The organism is Nocardia beijingensis NBRC 16342 (genome assembly GCF_001612785.1).
Classification (GTDB): Bacteria; Actinomycetota; Actinomycetes; order Mycobacteriales; family Mycobacteriaceae; genus Nocardia; species Nocardia beijingensis.
Window position 1 is genome coordinate 83350 of the sequence record NZ_BDBC01000055.1, and the last position, 22989, is coordinate 106338.

Here is a 22989-nt window from a genome sequence, read left to right on the forward strand (position 1 = left end):
GTGGCGGCTCAGCCCATGAGGAACGAGGCGGCGAACCACGCGAGCAGGACCAGCACCGCGCCGACCAACGCGCCGGGGAACATCGCGCGTCCCTGCCGGGCCGCCAGCACCGACAGCGCGGCGCCGAGGGCGAACCCGACGATGCCGCCGCCCACCATGATCCAGACGCCCGCGCTGGTGTCGACCCGGCATTCCGGCTTGGACGCGCAGATGCCGCCCGCCATCAGGAACCACGGCGCGAGGACCGTCGACATCGCGGCCAGCGTCGCGGGCAGGAACCACAACAGCGCGCTCACGACCAGATCCGCGGTGCGCGGCGGCTCGACGGCGCGGGTCTCGGGCTCGCGCGTCGGATAGCCGGAGGGGGTCGTGCCGTGGGACACCTGGTTGAGGTAACCGTGCATCGTGTCTCGCTATCGCTTGTCGGTGGAGTCGACCGGGCCGATGGAAGTTATACACCAGCCACCTGCACGTCGAAGTGCTTGTCTCCCCGCAGGATGCGGGCGAACGGCAGGCCCGCCGCCCCGGATCGGATGCGTCCGCCCACCCTGCCGCCGGTAGCGAACACGGAGCGCCACCGCGGGATTCGCGCGCACGGTGTCGCCGGGGCGCGCCTTTCGGGAGATCGTGGCCGGTCCGGGGCGGTGAGTCCTCGGCGATTTCGTCGCGGTGCGGAGGAGGTGGCCGCATCGCCGCAGCTCGCGCGCCACTACCGATGCCCGCGAGCTACCTACGCGACGATCCTGTGTGTCGATCCGCTGCGCGGTCGGGACGATGCGTCGCAGTGGTGCGCCGTATGGGCCGAGCGCCGTCGCGACGATCCGCGCCGGGTGCGCCCGCGCTCGGTGCGAACGCTTCTACCGTGAGAGCGACGCGTTGACCACACCCCGAGACCTCGACCGCACCGCGGATGCCCCTGGCGCGCACCATGGTTCGCCCATCGGCCACGACGTCGAGCGCGTATCGCTGTATTCCCCGGAGTTCGCGGCCGATCCGCATCGCGCCTACCGCGACATGCGTGCCCGCTACGGTTCGATGGCGCCGGTCGAACTGGCGCAGGGCGTACCCGCGACCTTGGTGCTCAGCTATCACACGGCGGTGCGAATCATGCACGATCCGGCGCGCTTTCCCGCCGACCCGCGCACCTGGCAGGCGAACGTGACCGCCGACTGCCCGGTGTTGCCGGTGCTGGAGTGGCGTCCCAACGCCATGCGCAGCACGGGGGAGGAACACGCGCGCTACCGCCAGGCGAACACCGCGAGCATCGACGCCGTCGACCTGCACGCCTTACACGAGACGGTGGAGCGGATCGCGGTGCCGCTGATCAACACCTTCTGCGCGACGGGCAGCGCCGATCTCGTATCGCAGTACGCCTTACCGCTGGCCTTCGAGGTGATCAACGCCATGCTGGGCTGCCCGCCGGAGATCGGGAAGGAAGTCGCCGCCGCGACCCGCGCCGTGTTCGACGGAGTGGACGCGGAGGAGGGCAACCGCCTGCTCGTCACCGCGCTGCTGCGGCTGCTCGAGCACAAGCGCGCCGAACCGGGCGCGGACATCACGACGCGGCTGCTGCGGCATCCGGCAGGCTTGGACGAGACGGAGGTGATCCACCAGCTCGTCGTGCTCTACGGGGCGGGGATCGAACCGCTGCAGAATCTGATCATCAACACCCTGGTGCTGATCCTCACCGACGCCCGGTTCGGCGGCGATGTCCTGGGCGGGAGCCTGTCGACCCGAGACGCGCTCGACGAGGTGCTGTTCACCGATCCGCCGATGGCGAATTTCTCGGTCACCTATCCGCGCCAGCCGATCCTGATCGATGATGTCTGGCTGCCTGCCCATCAGCCGGTCGTGATCAGTTTCGCGGCCTGCAACAACGATCCGGCGATCAGCGGGCACGACCACAGCGGCAACCGATCGCATCTGGCGTGGGGCGCAGGCCCGCACGCGTGTCCGGCGCGCAGCGCGGCCTATCTGATCGGCCAGGACGCGATCGACCAGTTGCTGGACGCGCTGCCGGAACTGCGGCCCGCCGTGCCGGTGCACGAATTGGTCTGGCGGCCAGGACCTTTCCACCGCGCTCTGACCGCGCTGCCGGTCGCTTTTCCCGCAACACCGCCCTGGCGGCCATAAGCGCGGAATCGGTCAGGACGGGGCGGTCGCCGCGAGCCGGGCGAGGTTCGCCGGCCGCGCGAAGGTGTTCGCGAAGGCGTCGGCCAGTGCCGTGTCGTGCTGGGCGGCCAGCATCATCTCGCGCATGCCGGGCGGCGGATCGAGCACCGTGGCCGTCCACCGCGCGGCGGGGTGGGCCACGGCCGTCAGCCACGGCGCGGCCGCCCACTCCATCCACGCGCGGTCGTAGGGGCCGTCGGGATCGTGCAGGATCGCCTCGCCGTAGCGGACCGCGCAGTGCACGGCGTTGTTGGCGCCCTGAGCGCCGCCCGGGTCCATCCGGCAGACGACGTCCCCTGCGCCCAGCACCGGCCTGCCCGACGGCAGGATGCCCACCGGACGGCGCATGACCGGAGTCACCGCGCCCACCAGCGTCGCCCCGGCATCGGTCGGCTCGGCGTGCCGGTACCGTTCGGCGATCTCGGCGGGCAAGTGCGCGTTCAGCAGTTCCCTGGCCTGCGCCCAGCGTCGCGCGGGCGTGCCGTGCTGCTCGAACACGTCCAGCGCACCGCCGGGCCGCGCCTCGAAAAGCAGCATCTCACAGCGGCGTTCCTGCCCCGGCCGTCCGGTCAGGCCGGGATAGGAGACCACCTCACCGTGCTCGGGCAGGGCGGTGTAGGAACCGAGGCCCTCCGGATCCGGCTCGACACCGTCGAGGTACAGCACCGCCAGCCGTCGCATCGGCGCGGCGTGCACCGGCCACGCCGCATCGGCCTCGAAACAGCCGGCCAGCTCACGACCCGCCCGGGTCACCACGGTCAGGTCGTGCTCGGCGGCGCGCTGGTCGAGTTCCGGTACCGAGAGTTCGGCGATGCGCAGATCACCGCCTTCGGCCAGGAACTCGCCGAGCCAGCGGGCGAACACCGTCCGCTGATCCACGCTCTGCGCCGGGCGGGTGAATCGGCCGGTCCAGGTGACCACCACCGCGCGCTCGACGGCCATGGTGAACCGGATGCCCTCGATGTTCGGCGCGGTCGAGCGCCAGAAGCCGAGGCCGAGGTCCGATTCGAGATCGAGCGTCGGCGGGAATTTGACCTGGGTGCTGGTCACGGTGCCCGCGAGCACCGCTTCGGCATCGCGATCGGCGACCAGCGTCACCGACCGCCCGCCGCGCAGCAGACGGTGAGCGAGGGGTAAACCGCATTCGCCCGCCCCGAGTACCAGTATCCGTCCCACCGTCGTCTCCTTCCGATCGTGCGATCGACTGCCGCGCCAGCGCAATCGTCCGCGTATAGGTGGGTCGCGCACATCGGTAGAGACTCGGGAATCGCGGGAGCGACCCGACTACGCTGCCCTGCTGTGTCGGTAGGACGTGCGTCGGGTCCGGGGTCTGCGCCCCCGGGCGCCAGTGATTTCGTAGGACGTCAGCGGGAGCTGGAGAAGGTCGGGATGGCGCTGCTCGGCGGCACCCGCCTCGTCACGCTGATCGGTGCGGGCGGCATCGGCAAGACCAGACTGGCGACCGAGGCGGTGCAGCGGTTCCGCAAAGCGCGGCGGGTTCCGGTGCATTGGGTGCGCTTGGCCCTGCTGGCGCGGGGCTCCGACGCGGCGGCGGTGGAGGAGCAGGTCGCGCGCTCGCTGATCGATGCCGACTTCTCGGGGCGGTCGGCGTGGGAGGCGGTGCTGGACACGCTGCGCCGCCGCGACGCGGTAGGGCGCACCCTGCAGACCATCCTGGTGATGGACAACTGCGAACACGTGCTGGACGGTGCGGGGCGGGTGATCGCCGACCTGCTGGAAGCGGCTCCGGGGCTGACCGTGCTGGCCACCAGCCGCGAGGCGATCGGATGGGTCGACGAACAATTGGTGCCGGTACCCGCGCTGTCGCGGGAACAGGCGCTGACGCTGTTCCGTGCCCGCGCCGGGCTGACGGGGCACACCGTCACGGAGGAGGAGAGCGAGCTGGCGGTGGAGATCTGCCGCCATGTGCACAACCACCCGCTCTACATCCGGTTGGCCGCCGCACGGCTGCTGCGCCAGCCGCTGCCGATGATCCTGCGTGACCTCACCGGCGAGGCCGGCGACCGGCGGCTGCGCTGGTCGCATGGTCCCCGGGTCGGCGCGGACGCACGGCACCAGGGTATTCGCGACGTCATCGCCTGGTCGTATGACCTGTGCCGGGACAAAGAGCGGCTGCTGTTCGACCGGCTGTCGGTCTTCGCGGCCGGGTACGACGCCGACCCGGACAACGCGGACCCGGCGCAGTCGGACGTCGGCGCCGAACTGGAGGCGATCGAGGCGGTCTGCGCCGACGACGAGCCGGACGGGTTGCACCGCGCGGAGATCGACGGCCTGCTCGAGCGGCTCGCGGACCAATCGCTGGTCACCGTGCATCTGACCGCCACAACGGTGCGGTACTCGCTGCTGGAGAGCGTCCGCTTGTTCGCCCAGCAGCGTCTGGCCGAACGCGACGGTGAACCGGCGCGGCTGGCGCGCAGGCACCGCCGCTACTACCGCGACAAGGTCGTCGCGGCGCGAGCCGGATGGTTCGGGCCGGGCGAACAGGACCTGCTGAACTGGGCGCGCGCGGCCTGGGACAACCTGCTGTGCGCCATGGCGGGCAGCCTCGCGATTCCGGAGGAGGCCGCGGTCGGGCTGGAGATCGCCGCCGGTCTGATCGCGCTGCGCAGCCCGTTTCTCGCCGGTTCGCTGCGCGAACCACGCCGCTGGGCCGAGCGCACGCTGGCCGCCAGCAGGGCGCTGGACCCGCAGCCGGTGCCGCTGCAGGTGACGGCGATGTCGCTGATCGCGTGGATCTGCCTGTGCCAGGGCATGCACCACGATGCCGAACGGATGCTCGACGAAGCCGTCGCCCTCTGCCTGCCCGACCACGCGGCCCGAGCGGGGTGGCGGGAACGACTCGACGACCTCGATCTGCCCGCCTCGATCGAATTCGCCAGGGGCGCCGAGCTGATGCTGGTGCGTCGTGACGTGCGCGCGATCGCCGTGCTGGCCCGCGCGCGAGAGAAGTTCTGCGCCGAAGGCGACCGCGGCGGGGCCGCGATGAGCGAACTGTTCGAAGCGCTGGCGGGGGCGTTGCTCGGCACACCGGCGCAGGCCTTGGAGATCTCCCGGCGGCACCTGGACCACGCCGAACGCTCCGGCGCGCGGTGGGCGGCGTCGTGGGCCGGATTGGCTCGGGGGATCGCGCTGACCAAACACGGTGACACGGAACAAGCGCTCGCGATGATACGGGCCGCGCTGACCACGCAGCGGGCGTTGCGCGATCAGTGGGGCGTGGCGTGGGCCGTGCACCTGAGCGCCTGGGCACTGGCGCGCTCGATCCGTGACGCCGGCGGTGACCACGCTGTCACGGTGACGGCTCGAGCGCGCGATGTCGCGCGCCTGGTCGGCGGCGGCGCCACGTTGCGCGACAGAATCGGCGTAAACTTCGTCAATCTCGGTCCGTTCGCCACCGAGACCGAGATCGCCGCCGACACCGCTCGCGCGGTTTTGGGTGAGTCCGATTTCGCGGAGGCCGAGCGCGAGGGTGCGCTGCTGCGTCCGGAGCTGGACGAGGTGGCGCAGCTGGCATTGGGGGAGTTGTCGTTGGACCGGCTACCCGTCGAACATCCGGTCCGGCGGCGCCGTCCCTCGCACTGGGAGGAATTGTCGGCGGCCGAACAAGAAGTGGCCGTGCTGGCGGCGGCCGGTTGGACGAACACCGCTATCGCCGCCCGGCGCGGTAGCTCCTTCAAGACCGTCGACGCCCAGATGAGTTCGATCCTGCAGAAACTGATGATCGGCTCCCGAGACGACATCCGCGCCTTGGTGCCCGCCGAACGACAGGCGCTGGTAGCCGAGGAAGCCGCACGCAATCCCCAGCGCGCCCGGCGCTCGTGAGAGCACCGGATCGGGCCGGGCGACGTCTCGGCCGTGACGCCGCCCGGCCCGGTCACCGGCCGGATCCGCCGGCGCTCACTCGTCTCGCTTGCGCGCGGTGATCAGAATGCCGGGCTCGCAGGCGATGCGGCGCACCGTCGCATCGGTGACCGGGAGACCGGCCACGAGCTCGCGGCCGTCCTCCAGGTCGAGGCCGTAGCCCGCTATATAGGTGCGGAAGAAGGGCAGGCAGGCCCGCGCCATCGGCTGCGGCAGCTTCCAGCGGTCGACGAACGCCCGCGCGTCCTCGAAGGTGCAGCCCCGGTCCGCCTCGATCACCAGCAGCAGGCCGCCGGGCCGCAGCACCCGGATCATCTCCGCGAGACCCTTGCGCTGATCGGGCCAGTGTTTGATCGAGCCGGAGCTGATCACCGCGTCGTAGGCGCCGTCGGCGAACGGCAGATCCATCGCCGATCCCTCCCGGAACTGGATCCGGCTGCCCAGCGGCGCGCCGCGCTTGCGCGCCCTGCGCACCTGCTGCGGGGACAGGTCGATGCCGGTCAGCCGCAATGTGGTCCCGGTGGTGGCCAGCCCCACCGCGAGTTGCCCACCACCGCAACCGACGTCGAGCACCTGCGCGCCGTCGTCGAGCTGGGCGACGATGTCGTCGAACAGGGTCGGGGTCATCTCCCGCACGGCGTCGGAGATGAAGTTGTCGTAGAACCACGAATCGATCGGGTTGTAGCGCTTGGTCTTGTCCAGCAGGACGGTCATGGCGTGCTCCTAAACGCGGGTGGCGAACTTGATCTTGCGGCCGAGAGTGGGTGGTTGCTGCTGGGCGATGATCGTTTCCTGGACGCGCTCACGGCTGCTGCGCACGATCTCCATCGCCTCCTTCACCGCGACGTCGACGTCCATCACGGTGGGGATGTCGAGCATCGAGACGATGGATTCCAGGCGCTGCTCCGGGGTGCCGCGCACCGTGACGACCGGCTGCCCGAGCTCGCTGATCGCATGCAGCAGTTGCTGATCGGAGATGGCGCGGTAGCGTTCGTCGACGGGCCGGTGGCCGTCGGGGTCCATCGGCACCTCCACCGGAAGGTGGAAGAAGATGTCGTAGTTCTGCCGGGCCCGCTGCTTGGCCATGTCGCCGTAGGCGTTGAGATAGCGGCGGTAGAACGGCCGGCCGGGCAGGGTGAGGGTGTTCTTGACGGCCTTGTGCCATCGCGACGATCCGGGGTTCGGCCCGGTGATGAGCCGCGTTGTGCCGTAGATCCACTCGTTGAGCACCGAGCCGTCGGCGATGAATCCGCCTTGGGCGTCCAGGATCGCCTCGGCCTGGATGCGCAGCTCCAGCCTGCGGAAGCCGAGCGCCATCAGTTCGGTGGTGCTCAGGTCCTGGAACCGCATGCCCGGATAGAGCTCGGTGACCACCTCGCGCGCGGAGGAGGCATCGACTCGGGGGATGCCGGTCAGCAGGGACAGTGCCGTGGAAGTGGTGGTCTTCCCGGTCGAGTAGGTCCCGGAGATCACGATGCGTCGATAATTGTTCGCCGACATGAAAGTGCCTTTCTGAACGTTCGGAAATGCGCGGGTTAGGCGGGCAGCCGGTGCGCGAGGTCGTATCGGATCTCGCACCCGGCGAAGTCCGACGCCCAGCTGGAGATGCGCCAGTCGCCGCCGCCGAAAGCGAGGACCATGGATCGCGCCATGCGCGTGGTCGCGGTGCCCGAGGTGAACGGCTCCGGGGGAGCGGACGCGCGCGCGGTCATCCGGCGCATCCACAGCGTTTCGCTGTCCTTGCGGGCGATGTTGTCCAGCTCGTAGAGCACGACCTGGGACAGCTGCGCCAGGATCACCGTCGCGTCGACCAGCGTGACGGAAGGCTGGTAGGCGTCGGCCACACCGTGCCATGGACCGGCCGGATCCGGTTCCGCGAGAGCGAAATCGGCCCGGGCGCGGCTGCCTCCGTCGGAGACGACGACATTGCGCAGGTACTGTCCGCGGGCGTACACCCCGCCGTGGAAGTACCCGCGTCCCGTCTCGTGCACGGTGCGTCGTGCGGTGTCGGCCGGTCGCGGTGGCGTGGGCAACGCCACGGTGGCCTCCAGGCTCATGCCGCCGCCCAGTGCGCCGGCGATGCCGATCGTGTTGCCCTCCACCGCGACGACGGTCGCGCTGATCGGGAACTCCGCCAGCGACTCCGTCGCGATGGTCCCGCTGCTGAACTGGACGAAAGGCACCCAGCAGGAACGGATCTCGCCGTCGGTGAGCCCGTAGCACTCGCGCAGGATCACCTCGAGCAGCCGGTAGCCGAAGATCGAGCAATCGATGCTGCTCACGTGCGGAACCAGCACCCGGGTGCTCTTGCGCGACCAGTCCAGCGGATAGTGCACGCCCGCGGTCGCCGTCAGCCGTGGCCTGCCCTCCGCGTCGCGGTCGAGGGTGATGTCGAAGATGCTGTGGGTGATCCGTTTGTAGCCTTCGCCGAAGAACCGTCCGTCCCGGTGCCCGAGCACGGTGTCGATATCGGCGTAAGCGACGAGTTCGGTGGACATGTCGGTGCCTTTCATGCCGCGGCCTTGGCGTCGGCGGGCTCGGCGAACTGGCTGACCACTTTGGCGCCGATACCGCGCAGCGACAGGCCCCTGCTGAGCTCGAGCGCGGAGATCTTGACGTCGAGCTCCTTCTCGGTGCGGGCCCCGAATTCCATCGCCATGAGCGAGTCCATGCCCAGATCGGTGACCGGCTCGTCGATGTTGATGGCGTCGGTGTCCACGCCGAGCACCACCGCGAGCTGATCGGCGAGGCGCTGGGCGACGAAGTCGGCGCGCTGTTCGGTGGGCAGGGTGAGGATCTCGGTGCGCAGGGCGCCGCCCGCCTCGTCGCCGACGCCGATGTCGGCGAGCAGTTGGCGGAAGCGACGGGTGTCGGTGGACGGCCGCGCCACGCGCGACCACACCGTCCAGTCGATGTCGGCCACCGCGACCTGCGTGGTGTCCAGCGACAGGCATTCGCGCAGCAGGGCGGTCGCCCGGTCCATGTCGATGGGCAGGAAGCCGATCGACTTCACGTAGTCCGCCAGCGCCTCGGTCTTGTCGGCCATGCCGCCGCCGCTCATGAAGCCCCAGTTCACCGCGAGCGCCGCGGCGCCGCGGGCACGGCGGTCGGCGGCGAGCGCGTCCAGGGCGGCGTTGGCGGCGGCGTAACCGATCTGCGGGGTGATGCAGCCGAGCGCGCTGATCGAGGAGTAGAGCACGAACAGGTCCAGCTCGATGCCCGCGGCCTCGATCGCCCGGTCCAGATGCTGCGCTCCGCGCACTTTGGCGAACAACTCGTCCAGTGACTGCTGGGTGATCTGCGGGATGGGCAGGTTGTTCACCACTCCCGCCGCGTGGAAGACGCCGCGCAGCGGGGCGACCGACCGGATGCGGTCCACCAGCGCGGCCGTCGCGGCGTAGTCGGCGACGTCCACCCGCTCCTCGATCACCGACACGCCGGCCGCGGTGAACGCCGCGACCTGCTCCCGGGCCTGCGGCGTGGACGCGCCGCCGCGTCCGGCGAGCACCAGTGTGCGTGCGCCCTCGGCCACCAGCCAGCGGGCGGTGGCCAGGCCGAAACCGCCGAAGCCGCCGGTCACCAGATAGCAGCCGTCCGGATCGATCCTGGGATGGGCGAGCTTCGGGCGCACCATCGGCCGTTCCTCGCGCAGGTCGAGCACGACCCGGCCGATCTGATCGGATCGCGCGACGCACTCGAACGCCGCGGCCAGCTCCGACACCGGATACGCCGTATACGGAAGGTACTGATACGCGCCTGCGCGCAATGCCGCGTGGCTGGCGCGCATCGGCGTGCGCAACAGTTCCGGATCGTGCGCCAGCGCCCGGTCCATGTCGACGGAGAAGAACGTGAGATTACGATCGAAGGGAGCCAGATCGATGACCCCGCCGGTGTAGATGTCGGCCTTGCCGATGTCGACGACGCGGCCGAATTCGGCGGCCACCCGGAAGTTCTGGCGCAGGATCTCGCCGGGCGCCGAACTGTAGACCACGTCGACGCCGCGGCCGCCGGTGAGATCGGCGATCTCGTCGACGAAGTCGGCCGACCGCGAGTTCAGCACGTGGTGCGCGCCGAGTTCGCGCACCTGCGCCCGCCGCTCGGGCGTGCCCGCCGTGGCGATCACCGTCGCGCCGATGTCCAGCGCGACCTGCACCGCAGCCATGCCCATGCCGCCCGCCGCGCCGTGCACGAGCACGGTCTCCTCCGGCCGCAGCCGCGCCAGGGTCCGCAACCCGAATTCGGCGGTCAGGAACGGCAAGCCGGAGCCGCAGGTCAGCGGGTCGTAGACTTCGCCGGGCAGCAGCCGGTGCGGCAGGGTCGCGCCCGCGTCGACGGGCATGGTGACGTACCTGCGCAGGATGTCGCGGGCGCACACCATCATCCGGTCGCCGACCGCGACATCGGTGACGCCGGACCCCACGCGTTCGACCACGCCGGACCCCTCCATGCCGACCGTCGTGCCGAAATAGGTGCCGGTGAGCTCCTTCTCGGTGAGCACCCCGATGACCTTCATCGCGTCCTTGTAATTGAGCCCGGCCGCCTCCATCCGGATCTCGACCTCGCCGGGGCCCGGTGCGACCCGATCGGTCTCGCGCAACGCCAAGTCCGCCATCAGACGGGATTTGGGGATCTCCACCACGAACGAGGCCTCCGGGTCCGCCAGCGGGGCGGCCTGGTTGCGTTCGTCGAGATGGGTGCCGAAGTTGCGGTCCAGCCGCACGGCCCAGTGGTCGGTTCCCCGCACACCGATCTCGTCGAGCACGTCGTCGGCGAAGACGAGATCCGCCTGCGGTGCCTCGGACCCCGAGTGCGCGTCGACGAGCCGCCAGCCCGCCGCGGGTTGTTCGTTGAGCAGGGCGCGCCGCGCGCCCACCAGCGCGCCGTGCGAGACCTTCGCGCCGCTGTCGGCGGGCGTGCACAACGCGTTCTCGGTGACGACGACGGCGCGGACACGGACCTGCGGCGCGTCGGCGAGCAGGTGCTCGACGGCGTTCGCCGTACGCGCGAGCCAGTAGACGTTGCGTGACCCGTCGAACGCGTCGCCGAACACCACGACCACCCGGATCCGTTCGGCGATCGGCACGCCGTCGGGTGCGCGCAGCGCCAGCCGCAGGCGCTCGTCGTTGTCGGCGGCGTCGGGATCGGCGAGCGCGACGGTGACGTCGGTCCGCTCGCCCAGCAGCGCCGCCGCACGGTCGGCGGCGTCGGCGCCGACGCAGACGGCCACCACGACCTCCTGCTCGGTGGCCCGCGTATCGGTCTGGGTCTCGACGATCTCCCAGATCGGTTGGTAGAAAACGCGTTCCAGCTGATGGGTGACCTCGATCGCCGTGCTGACCGGGCGGAACTCGACGCCGAGCAGCCGCATGGCCACCTCGCCCTGTTCGCCGACGAGCGCGATGTCGGCGCGCAGCGGGTCGGCGCCGCGCCGGGTCACCACGACCCGTGGCCGCTGCGGCAGCGGGCCGAGCAGGCGCACCCCGGCGATGGCGGCGGGCACGATCGCCACGCCGGTGTCCGAGTCGGCGGCCAGCGCGGCGATGCATTGCAACGCGGCGTCGACCAGGGCCGGGTGGGCCAGGTGCCGGATCGGCGGGTCCTGATCGACCGGCGCGAGCGAGGCGACCACCGCGTCCGCGCCGACGACGGCCGAGACGATGCGCTGGAAGGCGGGCCCGTAGTCGAGGCCGCGAGCGGCCAGACCGCGATACAGATCCGGGCCCGCGACGGCGACGGCGTGCTCGGGGGCCTCGACATCCACCACGGCGGAGGTGAAGTCGGCTTCGATGAGCCTGCCGTGGGCGTTGAGCGTCCAGGTGGCCGCGGTCGCCGAGCGGGAGCGGATCCGGAACCGTTTGGTCGACTCCTCGACGCTCACGCGCAGTACCGGGATGTCGTGCTCGTCGATCACCAGCGGCGCGACGAATTCCACCGACTCCAGGCCGACGCTCGCGCGTCCGGTGCGCTCGACGGCGGCGCTGAGCGCGGCGTCGAGGTAGGCCGCGCCGGGGAGCACCACATGTCCCGACACGACGTGGTCGCGCAGCCACGGCAGCCGCGCGACCGACAGTTGCACCTCCCACTCCGAGCCCGCCGCCGTCGTCGGCTCGCCCAGCAGCGCGTAGCCGTCCGGCGTGCCGAGGCGATCGAGCAGGGTGACGGCCTCGTCGTGCCAGACCCGTTTGCGCTGCCAGGGATAGGCGGGCAGGTCCAGATGCGCGACGACGGAGTCGGGACGGCCGGGCACGGACGAACCGTCCAGCGAGCCGGCGACATACAGGTCCGCGACGGCGCGCAGCACGTTGTTGCGGTCGCGCAGATCGCGCGAGAGCGTGGTCACCGCGGCGCCGATCACGCCGCGATGGATCAGCATCTCGCGGATGTTGCCGCTGAGCACCGGATGCGGGCCGACTTCGAGGAAGACGCGGTGACCCGCGTCGACCAGCGCGCCGATGGCGTCGGCGAAGCGGACCGGCTCCCGGACGTTGCGGCACCAGTAGTCCGCGTCCCAGTCCGTGCCCGCGATCTCGGCGGCGGTCACGGTGGAGTACGTGGTGAGTTTGGCGTCCCGCGGCGTCAGCTGGGCCAGCGCGTCGCGCAGGTCGTCGAGGATCGGGTCCATCAGATGACTGTGGTAGGGCACCTCGACCCGCAGACTGCGCGCGAACGTGCCGGTGGCGGACAAGGTGTCGCGCAGCAGTTCCAGGTCCTCGCTGTCGCCGGCGAGGGTGACCGCGCCGGGACTGTTGACCGCGGCGATGGAGATGCTGTCGGTGCGGGCGAGCAGCTCTCGCGCTTCGCTCTCGGACATGCCGAGGGCCAGCATGCCGCCGCTGCCCGCGGTGGTCGCCTGCAACCGGGCGCGGTGGTAGCTGACGGTGAGCGCGTCGCGCAGCGACAGCGCGCCGGACACATACGCGGCGGTGACCTCGCCGACGCTGTGGCCGACCACCACCGCCGGATACACGCCGTAGTCGGCCAGTTCGGCGGTCAGTGCCGCTTGCAGCACGAAGTTGGCGGGCTGGGCGTAGGCGGTCTGCATGATCCGCGAGCCGTCCTCGTCGGCGAGCATCTCCTCCAGGATCGACCAGCCCGCGATCGAGACGAACTCGCGATCGATCTCCTTGGCGACCTTGGCGAACGTGCTGTCGGTCGTCAGCAGCTCGCGGCCCATGCCCCACCACTGCGGGCCCATGCCGCTGAAGACGAAGACGGGCTCCACGTCGCCGTCGCCGATGATCCGGGACGGGGCGCGGCCCTCGCCCGCGGCGAAGGCACGCAACTGGCTGCGCAGGTCGTCGGCGTCGTCGTAGGCGAAGCCGACCCGAAGGGGATGGTGGGCGCGGCGGGTCCAGGCGGCGGCGGTCAGCGTGTCGGTGGGGTGCCGGTCGAGCGCGTCGGCGAGGTCGCCCGCGAGCGCGCGCACCGCGGTCTCGTGGCGGCCGGAGATCGGCAGCACCCGTGGCACCGGGCGCTCGTCTTCGGCCCGCGCGACCGAGGCAGGCGCTTCGACGAGGATGGCGTGGGCGTTGGTGCCGCCGTAGCCGAAACCGTTGACCGCGACCACACCATTGCCCGGCGCCGCGGGCAGTGGTTCTGGGCGCAGGGGGACACGTAGTCGTAGCTCGTCGAACTTGATCTGCGGGTTCGGCGTGGTCAGCTCGAACTGGGGCGCGACCGTGCGGTGGTGCAGGGTGAGCGCGGCCTTGATGAGGCTCGCGACCCCGGCCGCGGCCTCGGTGTGCCCGAAGTTGTTCTTCACCGAGCCGACCGGCACCGGTTCGCCACGGCCGTCCACCGCGCCGTACACCGCGCCCAGCGCGGACATCTCGATCGGATCGCCGACCGCGGTGCCGGTGCCGTGCGCCTCGAGATAGCTCACCTCGTGCGCCGCGACGCCTGCGTCATCGCGCACCTGACGGGCGAGCTGTTCCTGCGCAACGGGATTCGGCACCGGAATGGCCATGGTGCGGCCGTCCTGGTTGACGCCGGTGGCGCGGATGACGGCGTAGATGCGGTCGTTGTCGCGCTGCGCCACGTCCAGCGGCTTGAGCAGCACCGCGCCCGCGCCCTCCGCCCTGCCGTAACCGTCGGCGGCGGCGTCGAAGGTCTTGCAGCGGCCGTCGACCGACAGGAACCGGCCCTTGCACATCGAGATGAACGTCTCCGGCTGCAGCATCGCGTTCGCCCCGCCGGCCAGCGCGATCTCGCACTCGCCGTTGACGATCGCCTGCACCGCCAGATGCGTCGCCACCAGCGAGGACGAGCAGGCGGTGTCGACGGTCAGGCTTGGGCCGTGCAGATCGAGCAGATAGGAGATCCGGTTGGACAGCAGGGTGTGCGAGGCGCTCATCGCGGTGTGGCCGGTGATCGCCGAGCGGACCAGCGGACCGCTGCGTCCGAGCACGTTGTCGAGGATGAAGCCGCCGACGTAGACGCCGACGCGATGGCCGGAGACCCGGCCCGCCATACCCGCGTCGTCGAGCGCCTCCCAGGTCACCTCCAGCAGCAGCCGCTGCTGGGGATCGAGGATGGCGGCCTCCTTCTGGGCGATGCCGAAGAAATCGGCGTCGAAATCCCACAGCGGCTGGGTGAGAAACCCGCCGCGCCGGGTGTACATACGGCCGGGCGCGTCCGGATCCGGGTCGTAGTACTTTTCGATACTCCAGCGGTCCGGCGGGATATCGACGATCCCGTCGCCTTTGTTCAACAAAAAATTCCAGTAGCTTTCCGCATCGAATACGCCGCCTGGAAAACGGCAGCCGATACCCACTATTGCAATGTCGACCATTATTTCTCCTGGCCTTTTATGCGGGACCATGCTGAGCCCCCCGACCGCAGCAGCACAAATATTATGACGAGCTCCTTCGCTCGAATGCATGCTATTGCTCGGGGCGCTCGGGCGTCAATTGCCTTGTGTTACAGACGCTTCAATTTGCGTAACGTCGCCACCAGGGACGCGTTCGAAATCATCCCCTGTGTGACGCTCGGATGAATTGCGCTGAGATTCATGAGCACGGCATAGCGCAGACCGTGGTCGCGCCAGTGCGCGACCTGCTCGACGATCTCGTCCGGCGTTCCGGCCAGGCAGAATTCGCGCACCAGCGAAGCCGGGATCTTCTCGATGTAGTCCAGCACGGTGCGCTCGTCCAGCGTCTGCGGCAGGTAGTCCTGCAGACCGGTGAAGTCGTCGCCGAGCGGGTGGGTCGCGCCGTGCCTGGTCCACATCTCCCCGGGAGCGCACAGCGTCAGCGCCCGCGCGCCGACGCTCTCGACCAGGGCGTCCACCTGCCCGGGGCGGGCGGCGGTGAGCACGCTGAACACGGCGGCGGGCGCGACCGACGACGGGTCGCGGCCCGCGTCGGAGGCCGCGGCGCGCACCAGCTCGAGGCGGTGCCGGTATTCGTGCGGGCGCTGTGCGAAGCCGGGGAACCACACGTCGGCGTAGCGCCCGGCGGCCCGCAGCATGCGCGGACCGCCCGCGGCCACCCAGATCTCCGGGCGGCTGCCCCGGTACGGCGGCACGTCGAAGACCGCGTCGCGCAGCGGGAAGTACGGGGAGTCCCTGGTCACCAAGCTGCCGTGGGAATCCCACAGCGCCCGGATGGTCGCCAGCGCCTCCTCGAACCGGCCGACCGGAGCGGACCAGTCCACGCCGTAGGGCTCGTTGTTGTCCCTGATCCCGGTGCCGATGCCGAGAATCGCGCGGCCCCGGCTCAATTGGTGCAGCGTGGCCGCGGCCTGCGCGGTGACGGCGGGATTGCGGCGGCCGGCGTCGGTGACCCCGACGCCGAGCCGCAAGCGGGCCAAGCGGTTCTGCGCGGCGAGATAGCCCAGCGCCGTCCACGGTTCGTAGATGCCGTCGGCGTGCGGCGCCAGCCGGGTGATGCCCACGTGCCGCGGTTTCCAGATCGAGGCGGGCAGGATCGAGGGCAGGTGATCGGTCACCCACAGCGAGTCCGCCCCGCCCGCCATCGCCACCGAGCGGCTGCCGCGGAATTGCAGATCGGGCGCGAACCGGGTGTAGACGCCGGAATCCATCACACCTGTGCGGAATTTCGCCATGTTGTTCCTCTCGCACTACTTGGGTACTGGCTCGAGAGCGGCGCTGGTCTCGGGGATTTCGATGCGTTCGTGCCAGCGGGCGAGCCGGCGCGGCGCCCACCAGTTGGCGGCGCCGAGCAGGCGCATCAGAGCGGGCGCGAGCACGCCGCGGATCAGCGTCGCGTCGCTGAGCACGGCCAGGGTCAGCCCGAGGCCGAACAATTGGATGAACGACACGTGCGAGGTCACCATCCCCGCGAAGGCGATCGCCATCAGGCAGGCGGCCGCGGTGAAGATCCTCGCGGTACGGGCGACGCCGGTCGCGACGGCGCGGGTGTTGTCGCCGGTGGACAGCCATTCCTCCCGGATCCGCGACAACAGGAAGACCTCGTAGTCCATCGAGACGCCGAAGGCGATGCAGAACATGAGGATCGGCATGGTCGGCACCAGGTAGCCGGTCGGGGTGAAGCCGAGCAGGCCGGCGAGGTGCCCTTCCTGGAAGATCCAGACCATGGCGCCGAAGGTCGCCGCCAGCGACAGCGTGTTGAGCAGCAGCGCTTTGATCGGCAGCAGCACGCTGCCGGTGAAGAAGAACAGCACCACCAGCGTCGACAGCGCGATCACGACCACGGCGAGGGGCACTTTCGCCGCGAGTGCGTCGAGTGAGTCGGCGCTTTCGGCGGCCGCGCCACCGAGCAGCGCCCGGCCCGGCGCGGGAACCGCGCGCACCTGGTCGAGCTGAGCGAGCGCGGCGGGGGAGTACGGGTCGAGCCGGGTGCCGACCCGCAGATACGTGCCCGCGTCGTCGCGCATGCCGGGCGGCGCGGCGGCCACTTTCAGCCCGCCGGCGTAGACGCCCGCCGCGGACAACACGGACGTCACGTGCTCCACCCGTGACAGACGCTGGGCGTAGGCGGCGATGTCGGCGTCACCGCCTCGGTAGCCGGGCATGGCCACGAGCACACCGGCCATGGCGTTCTCCTGGAAACCGGTGCGCAAGGCGTCGCCGACCACGTGACTGGACGCTCCCGCGATGACCCGGTCGTCGGCGGCGCCGAACCGGATGGACAGGAAGGGCGAACCCAGCACCAGCAGCAGCGCGATCACCGCCAGCGCGGCTACGACCGGGTGGCGCATGACCAGCCGCACCGAGCGGTACCAGCGGGTGGCGGTGAGCTCGACCGGCATGGGTGCCGGCCGCCGGAACCGGCGGCGCAGGAGCACCCGCACATCGAGCGCGTCGACGCGCGGGCCGAGCAGCGCGAGCGCGGCGGGCACCAGCAGCAGCGTGGTGAACACGGCCGCGCCGAGCACGGCCAGTCCCGCGTAGGCCAGCGATCGCAGGAAATACAGCGGGAAGACCAGCAGCGTCGACAGCGACAGCGCGATCACCACACCCGAGAACAGGACGGTGCGTCCCGCGGTGAGCGCGGTGCGCGAGACCGCGGCCGCGGTGTCGCGCCCGGCGGCGAGCTCCTCGCGGAACCGGCTGACCATGAACAGGCTCGAGTCGATCGCGACCGCGAAACCCAACGCGCTCATCATGTTCAGCGCGAAGATCGACACGTCACCGACCTCGGTGAGCAGCCGCAGGATCGGCAGCGTGGCGAAGATGTTGAACACGCCCACCGCCAGCGGGACCAGCGCGGCGGTCAGGCTGCCGAAGACCAGGATCAGCGCCAGACCGGTCAGCGGTATCGCGATCGCCTCGGTGATCAGCAGATCGGTGACGATGCGATGGCTCATCTCGTCGAACGCCACCGCCTGGCCGCCCGCCCGCACGGTCACGCCGTCGAACTCGCCGCTGACCTGCTCGGCGATCGCGCCGGCCCGTTTCGGCGCGTCGGTGTCGTCGCCGGTGACGTGCGCCAGGACCAGACCGTCGCGGCCCTCGGTGCCGCGCAAGCCCTGGCGCAGATCCGGCGGGAGTTCCCAATAGGACTGGACCGCGTCGACGTCGTCGCGGCCGCGCAGATCCGCGGTCACGCGCTCGCCGACCGTCCGGGCCGCCGGGCCGTCGAGCCCGTCCGGCGCGGTGACCAGCAGCACCAGATTCGGTGCCGCGCCAGGGAAATCGCGGTTGAGGAACGCGGCCACCTCGGCGGATTCGGTGTCGGACGGGATGTAGCCGCCGGACTTCAGGTGGGCGGGCGCCGACCAGCCGAGCGCGACGCAGACGACGCCGATGAGCAGCGCGCCGTACAGGATGGCGCGCGGACGCCGGGTCGCCAGACGTGCGAGACCAACAAGCATGATGAAAGACCTTTTCTCGAACTCCGGCCGTGGCGAATGCGGCTGTGGCCGGTGCTATTCGGCGGCGCCGGAATCGATGTAGCCGGCCAGCGCTCGCCATTCCTTGGCATTGCGGTGGGCGAGCTCGGCGACGGCCGGGATGCAATGCGGGGGGACCGTGGCCACCAGCGCGGTCCACACCTCGCGCTGCATCGAGTGGGTGTGCAACCAGCGCAGCAGGTCGCGGCCCTGCTGGCTGTGACGCATGGCCGGGTCGCGGGTGAGCTGTTGCAGCAGCAGCGCGCTGCCCTCTGGCTGGTCCGCGGTGTTGTCGTCCTCGCAGGATCCGGTCTCGCGCAGGCGTTTGCGGATCGAATGCGCCGTGCTGATGGACACCTCGGCCGCGGCGGCCAGCGCGCGCAGCGGCATGTCCGGCGAGGTCGCCAGCAGCTCGGCGACCCGGCGCCTGCGCTGCGCGCGGTCCATCGGCCTGCGCCTGCCGTCGGCGCCGACGCGGATGTTCGAGTGCGGAATTTCCGCACTCGAACGCTGGCGGATCGTGGCCACGGTGCGCGCGGACAGTCCCGTGGTGGCGGCGATCGCCCGGTCGGACAATTCCGGCAGCGACTCGATGATCCGCTCGGCCGCCGCTTTGCGGTCCGAAAGCGTCAGCGGCAGACCGTGCGTCGTATTCAGTTCGACACCGCGCAGAAAAGCCTCTGCCGGTGTCCCGTCGAAGAACACGACGTCGATGTGCTCGCGGCCGAGCCATTGCGCGGCGCGCAACCGGTGCATTCCGTCGATGACGCGCATCGTGCTGCGATGCACCAGAATCGGCGGTAATTCGGTGTCGCTCTCGGCCAGTCGCGCGATATGCCTGCGGTCTTCCCCGTTCGACCGCGGCGAATCCGCGGGCAACAGGTCGTCGATCGACACGAGATAGCTTGCGTTCGATGCCAGTGGCACCACATCGCCGCTCACCAATTTAAACTCAGCGGACATTTCGAACCCCCAGGGTCGCCCGGAATCAGATCGGTCCTCGATGACCCGATGGTCCATCCGGAACCCGGCTAGGCTTCGACCGACCGATCGGTCACAGCGTAGGTGCGGCCGGTGCACGACACTAGGCTTTTCAGAAAGAGTGGGGAGAATTCGGAAACATGACAGTCATTGCCGACCCCGGGCGCACGGCGCTGCTGATCGCGGGCACCGTGGTGGCGGAACGCGAGGGGCTGCACCGTCTTTCGGTCAACGCGGTGGTCGAGGAAGCCGGGATGGCCAAGGGCACCTTCTATCACCACTTCGTCAACCGTCGCAGCTACGTCATCGCGTTGCACCGCCGCTTCTTCGACGCGCTGTCGCAGTCGGTGGCCGCGGCGCTGGCCGGGATCCCGCCGGGGGTGGAACGGATCGCCCCGAGTCTGGACGCCTTCCTCGATGCCTGTCTCGATGCCCGCGGCACCGAAGCGTTCATGGTGCAGGCGCGCACCGATCCGGACCTGCGCGAGGAGATCCGCCGCAGGCACGAGCTGTTCATCGCGGTGGGGCGGCCCGACATGGTCGCCGCCGGATGGCCGGACCCCGACGCCGCTTCCCGGATGAAAGTGGCCATGGTCGGCGAGATCTGCCTGGCCGAACTGACCGCCCGGCGTGCCCGCCCGGATCTGCGCACCGCGGCGGTGCGAATGCTCACCGCCAACCGCACCGGTCCGCTCGCCGCGGAACCGCGCGAGCCCGGCGCGGCGGCGACCTAGGCGCGGCCGTTCAGCACGTCGCCCCAGGGCGCGGGCAGTCGACCGGTGGGTCTCCAACGGTACGGAGAGTAGTGTTTCACCTGGCAGAGCCAGGAGAGTGCGCCTCGATCCGGCAATGCGGCCGGGCGGTCGCGTCCTTCGGGCGAAGGATTTCCCTGAGGAAGGCCGCGCCATGAGTCACGCAACCGACGGCGGCGGGGCGCGCACCAGCCGCACGGCGTCCGCCTGGCAGTACGTGCGCACCGCCCCGTGGACTTTCGCCTGGCTGACGCTGCTGCTGGGGACCACGATCATCCAGCACCTGGTGCCGCGCGGTGATCTCGAGCGCCTGCTGGGTGAGCGTTCCACCAATCTGCGCCACCTCGAATCCGATCCGGTGCACGCCCTCGTGACCAGTCTGCTGTGGATCGACGGCTACTTCTGGCTGCCCTACCTGGTGTTGTTCTGCGTCTTCCACGCCCCGGCGGAACGGTGGCTGGGCTCGTTGCGCTGGGCGGTCGTCGGTCTGTGCGCGCACGTCGCGGCCACGTATGTCAGCGAGGGCATCCTGGCCGTGGCCATCCGCCACGGCTACGCCGATCCCGCGATGGTCGATGTGCGCGATATCGGCGTCAGTTATTTCCTGGCCGCCATCATCGGCGTCCTGACCTACCACGTCGCCCGGCCGTGGCGGTGGCTGTATCTCGGCGGAATCCTGGTGTGGTTCGCCATCCCGTTGCTGCTCCATCCCACCTTCACCGGCATCGGGCACTTCTCGGCGCTGCTGATCGGGCTGGCCGCGTTCCCCCTCACGCGGGGCCGTACTGCGCGGGACTGGAACCCGGCCACCATGTGGCAACGCCGGGCCGATGCCGACCGGGTACCGCAAGGACGTGCCGGAACAGCGGAGCCGCGAACTCCGCAGGACGGGCGCCGGTAGCGCTGGGGCCGCCCGGCAATTCGGCGATCATTCCGGGGTGGCGTTCGCCTCGAGCGCTTCGTCGTAGGCGTACCCGGCGTCGCGGACCTTGGTCGCGAGGAATCGCATGCGCTCCGAGGTGAGGTAGCCGCCGCGCAGAGCCGTGCCGTCCAACTCGGCGGCCACCTGCTCCAGTGCCAACCGCGCGAACCGCGTTCGATCGACCATGGCGGAGTTCTACCAGGTGGTAGTGGCGGACGCGAGCACACCACGCGGGGCGTTCCCGGAGCGCGACGAAATCGATCCTGCACGGCCTTCCCACCAGTGGCGAACTCCTGGCTATCGAGTCGGCCTATTCTCCTCAGCGGCCGCCGGATCGGGGCCCCGAGCGGGAGGCGAACGCCGCACCCGTCTCGTGCGGACTACGTGTTGGACAGGCGATGACGCGACTCGTGCACTTCGTGGGCAGCTTGCCCGCGCCATTGACGACCGATGACAGCGCGGTGCTGGAGTGGTTCGTCCAGCGCAGCCGGGGCCACCGGCTCACCGGTGTGCCGCGCGACCTGGATCCGAGCTGGGTCGTGCAGTACCTGCGCGAGCGCGAAAGGCACGACGACGTCTTCGAAGTGGTGCGCGGCGGTGACTTCGCCGACTACGCCGACATGCGCGTGTACGGCATCCGCCGTGGCGCGACCCTCGAGCCCCGCCACGTGGCGATGGACCGCGTCGACCGCATCGGCGCGGCTGTCACCGCCTTTCGCGCGTTGCGGGCGCGGCATCCGGAACTCGCCGGAACACGATTGCAGATCAGTCAGCCGAACCCGCTGGATCTGGCGCTGTTCGTGTTCGGCGGGGCCGCGGTGGCCGACGGACTTCCGCTCGTGCGCGCGCTACGCCACCTGCGGACGGTGGCCCCCGCGTTGCGCAACCTGCCCGTCTTCGTCGAGGCCGTACTGGACGAAATGGCCAGGGTGACGGCCGAACACGGCGAAGTGATCACCTGGCAGGTGGAGTCGCCGATCGCCCAGCTCGCACTGGTGAAGGCGGCGCGGTTCGGCGCGCAGGCTCCGGTCGGCCGTCTGGTCGCGGGTCAGTTGGCCGGCTTCCTCGCGCGGGCACACGACATCGGCGCCCAGACCGTCCTGCATCTCTGCTATGGCGACTATCAGCACAAAGAACTTCTGGCGCCGCGCAGTCTCGCGCCGGCGGTGCGGCTGTTGAACACCGTCGCACGAGACCTGCGCGCTCGCGCCGTGCCGCTGCCACCTGCGCACATCCCCTGCGCTTACGGTGCGCACCCGGCCCCGCTGGAGCCCGCGTTCTACCGGCCGCTGCGCAAGCTGGACCCCGACTGGCGCGTCATCGCCGGCGTGGTGTCGCCGGCGGGAACGCAAGACAGCATCAGGAGCCTGGCCTTGTTCGAGGCGGCCGCGGGCCGGGCCGCGTACGGTGTGGCGACGGCGTGCGGCCTCGGCCGATGCACCGTCGAGGAGGCGGAGCGGGCCGCCGAAGCGACCGTGACGACCGCCGCTGCCGCCGAGCCCGCGCCGAGCGATGCGGCGCGAGCCCCAGTCGAACCGAGCGGTGACGGCTCGACTGCCTGATCGCAAGTCCGCCAAGGAACAGCGGCCGTGCGGCGGAGTGGTTTTCGACCGGTCGTCGATGCCGAGGGGTAGTGCGCCGAGTATCGCGGATGGGAATAGTTCGGCGACGCCGTGACGGCCGAGAGGCGCCGCGCGGCAACGCATCACGCGTCGTGAGCGGCGACGGCGACGGGCGCGACGGGCACGGCGCCGTTCGGCTCGGGCCGGTACCCTGGATTCAAGCGTGGTCGCCAGAAGCGCTAAGTTACCGCGAATTTCCCTGATCCCGACCGCAATGTGCTCGGCATTGTGTACCTTATGTTATCGAGGGTTCGCTTCGCTGCGGCGCGCGGACCCTGGTCGTGGATACGGCCAGGCAGAAGGACTCCGTCGTCCTGTGCGGTGCATCCGCCCCGAGACGCGG

At 70.4% G+C, this 22989-nt stretch carries 15 protein-coding genes; 5 read left to right on the top strand and 10 right to left on the bottom strand.

The window, feature by feature from the left end:
* Nucleotides 1-8: 8 nt before the first annotated feature.
* A complete protein-coding gene (locus NB3_RS27635) occupies nucleotides 9-404 on the bottom strand; it encodes a hypothetical protein (protein ID WP_067809190.1) in 396 nt (131 codons plus the stop codon).
* Nucleotides 405-876: 472 nt separating this feature from the next.
* Between NB3_RS27635 and NB3_RS27640 the strand changes: the two genes are divergently transcribed.
* Nucleotides 877-2133, top strand: coding sequence for a cytochrome P450 family protein (locus tag NB3_RS27640; RefSeq protein ID WP_067809256.1), 1257 nt, complete (start codon nucleotides 877-879; stop codon nucleotides 2131-2133).
* 12 nt (nucleotides 2134-2145) lie between these two features.
* Here the strand turns inward: NB3_RS27640 and NB3_RS27645 are convergent, their stop codons facing one another.
* A complete protein-coding gene (locus tag NB3_RS27645; RefSeq protein ID WP_157112041.1) occupies nucleotides 2146-3348 on the bottom strand; it encodes a styrene monooxygenase/indole monooxygenase family protein in 1203 nt (400 codons plus the stop codon).
* Between the two features lie 123 nt (nucleotides 3349-3471).
* Between NB3_RS27645 and NB3_RS27650 the strand changes: the two genes are divergently transcribed.
* Nucleotides 3472-6015 carry a helix-turn-helix transcriptional regulator gene (locus tag NB3_RS27650; protein WP_157112042.1) on the top strand — a complete coding sequence of 848 codons (2544 nt, stop codon included), beginning with the start codon at nucleotides 3472-3474 and terminating at the stop codon, nucleotides 6013-6015.
* A 75-nt stretch (nucleotides 6016-6090) separates the two neighbouring features.
* On the opposite strand, the gene NB3_RS27655 is transcribed toward NB3_RS27650, so the two are convergent.
* The 7 genes from NB3_RS27655 to NB3_RS27685 all read right to left on the bottom strand — a co-directional run bounded on the left by NB3_RS27655 (nucleotide 6091) and on the right by NB3_RS27685 (nucleotide 19332).
* Nucleotides 6091-6768, bottom strand: coding sequence for a class I SAM-dependent methyltransferase (locus NB3_RS27655; protein ID WP_067809196.1), 678 nt, complete (start codon nucleotides 6766-6768; stop codon nucleotides 6091-6093).
* A gap of 9 nt (nucleotides 6769-6777) precedes the next feature.
* Nucleotides 6778-7554, bottom strand: coding sequence for an ATP/GTP-binding protein (locus tag NB3_RS27660; protein ID WP_067809198.1), 777 nt, complete (start codon nucleotides 7552-7554; stop codon nucleotides 6778-6780).
* Between the two features lie 35 nt (nucleotides 7555-7589).
* Nucleotides 7590-8567 carry an AvrD family protein gene (locus tag NB3_RS27665; RefSeq protein WP_067809200.1) on the bottom strand — a complete coding sequence of 326 codons (978 nt, stop codon included), beginning with the start codon at nucleotides 8565-8567 and terminating at the stop codon, nucleotides 7590-7592.
* Nucleotides 8564-14845: a type I polyketide synthase gene (locus tag NB3_RS27670; RefSeq protein ID WP_067809202.1), complete on the bottom strand. Its 6282-nt coding sequence runs from the start codon at nucleotides 14843-14845 to the stop codon at nucleotides 8564-8566. The genes NB3_RS27665 and NB3_RS27670 overlap by 4 nt, the downstream gene beginning before the upstream one ends.
* A 128-nt stretch (nucleotides 14846-14973) precedes the next feature.
* Complete coding sequence (locus tag NB3_RS27675) at nucleotides 14974-16119, bottom strand: LLM class flavin-dependent oxidoreductase (protein WP_067809207.1); 1146 nt, start codon at nucleotides 16117-16119, stop codon at nucleotides 14974-14976.
* Nucleotides 16120-16134: 15 nt separating this feature from the next.
* Entirely contained in the window at nucleotides 16135-18351 is a 2217-nt protein-coding gene (locus NB3_RS27680) for an MMPL family transporter (RefSeq protein WP_067809209.1), read from the bottom strand.
* Nucleotides 18352-18405: 54 nt separating this feature from the next.
* Complete coding sequence (locus NB3_RS27685; RefSeq protein ID WP_157112043.1) at nucleotides 18406-19332, bottom strand: ParB/RepB/Spo0J family partition protein; 927 nt, start codon at nucleotides 19330-19332, stop codon at nucleotides 18406-18408.
* A 158-nt stretch (nucleotides 19333-19490) separates the two neighbouring features.
* Here NB3_RS27685 and NB3_RS27690 point away from each other — a divergent pair, with 158 nt between their 5' ends.
* The gene (locus NB3_RS27690; RefSeq protein WP_067809213.1) at nucleotides 19491-20084 is read left to right on the top strand and encodes a TetR/AcrR family transcriptional regulator; all 594 of its coding nucleotides are present in this window, start codon (nucleotides 19491-19493) and stop codon (nucleotides 20082-20084) included.
* Between the two features lie 172 nt (nucleotides 20085-20256).
* Nucleotides 20257-21003 (top strand): rhomboid-like protein, encoded by a 747-nt coding sequence (locus NB3_RS27695; RefSeq protein ID WP_067809214.1) that lies wholly within the window; start codon nucleotides 20257-20259, stop codon nucleotides 21001-21003.
* Nucleotides 21004-21030: 27 nt separating this feature from the next.
* On the opposite strand, the gene NB3_RS27700 is transcribed toward NB3_RS27695, so the two are convergent.
* Complete coding sequence (locus NB3_RS27700) at nucleotides 21031-21210, bottom strand: hypothetical protein (RefSeq protein ID WP_067809217.1); 180 nt, start codon at nucleotides 21208-21210, stop codon at nucleotides 21031-21033.
* Between the two features lie 212 nt (nucleotides 21211-21422).
* Here NB3_RS27700 and NB3_RS27705 point away from each other — a divergent pair, with 212 nt between their 5' ends.
* Nucleotides 21423-22586, top strand: a complete 1164-nt coding sequence (locus NB3_RS27705; RefSeq protein ID WP_067809219.1) for a hypothetical protein — start codon at nucleotides 21423-21425, stop codon at nucleotides 22584-22586.
* Nucleotides 22587-22989 lie beyond the last annotated feature (403 nt).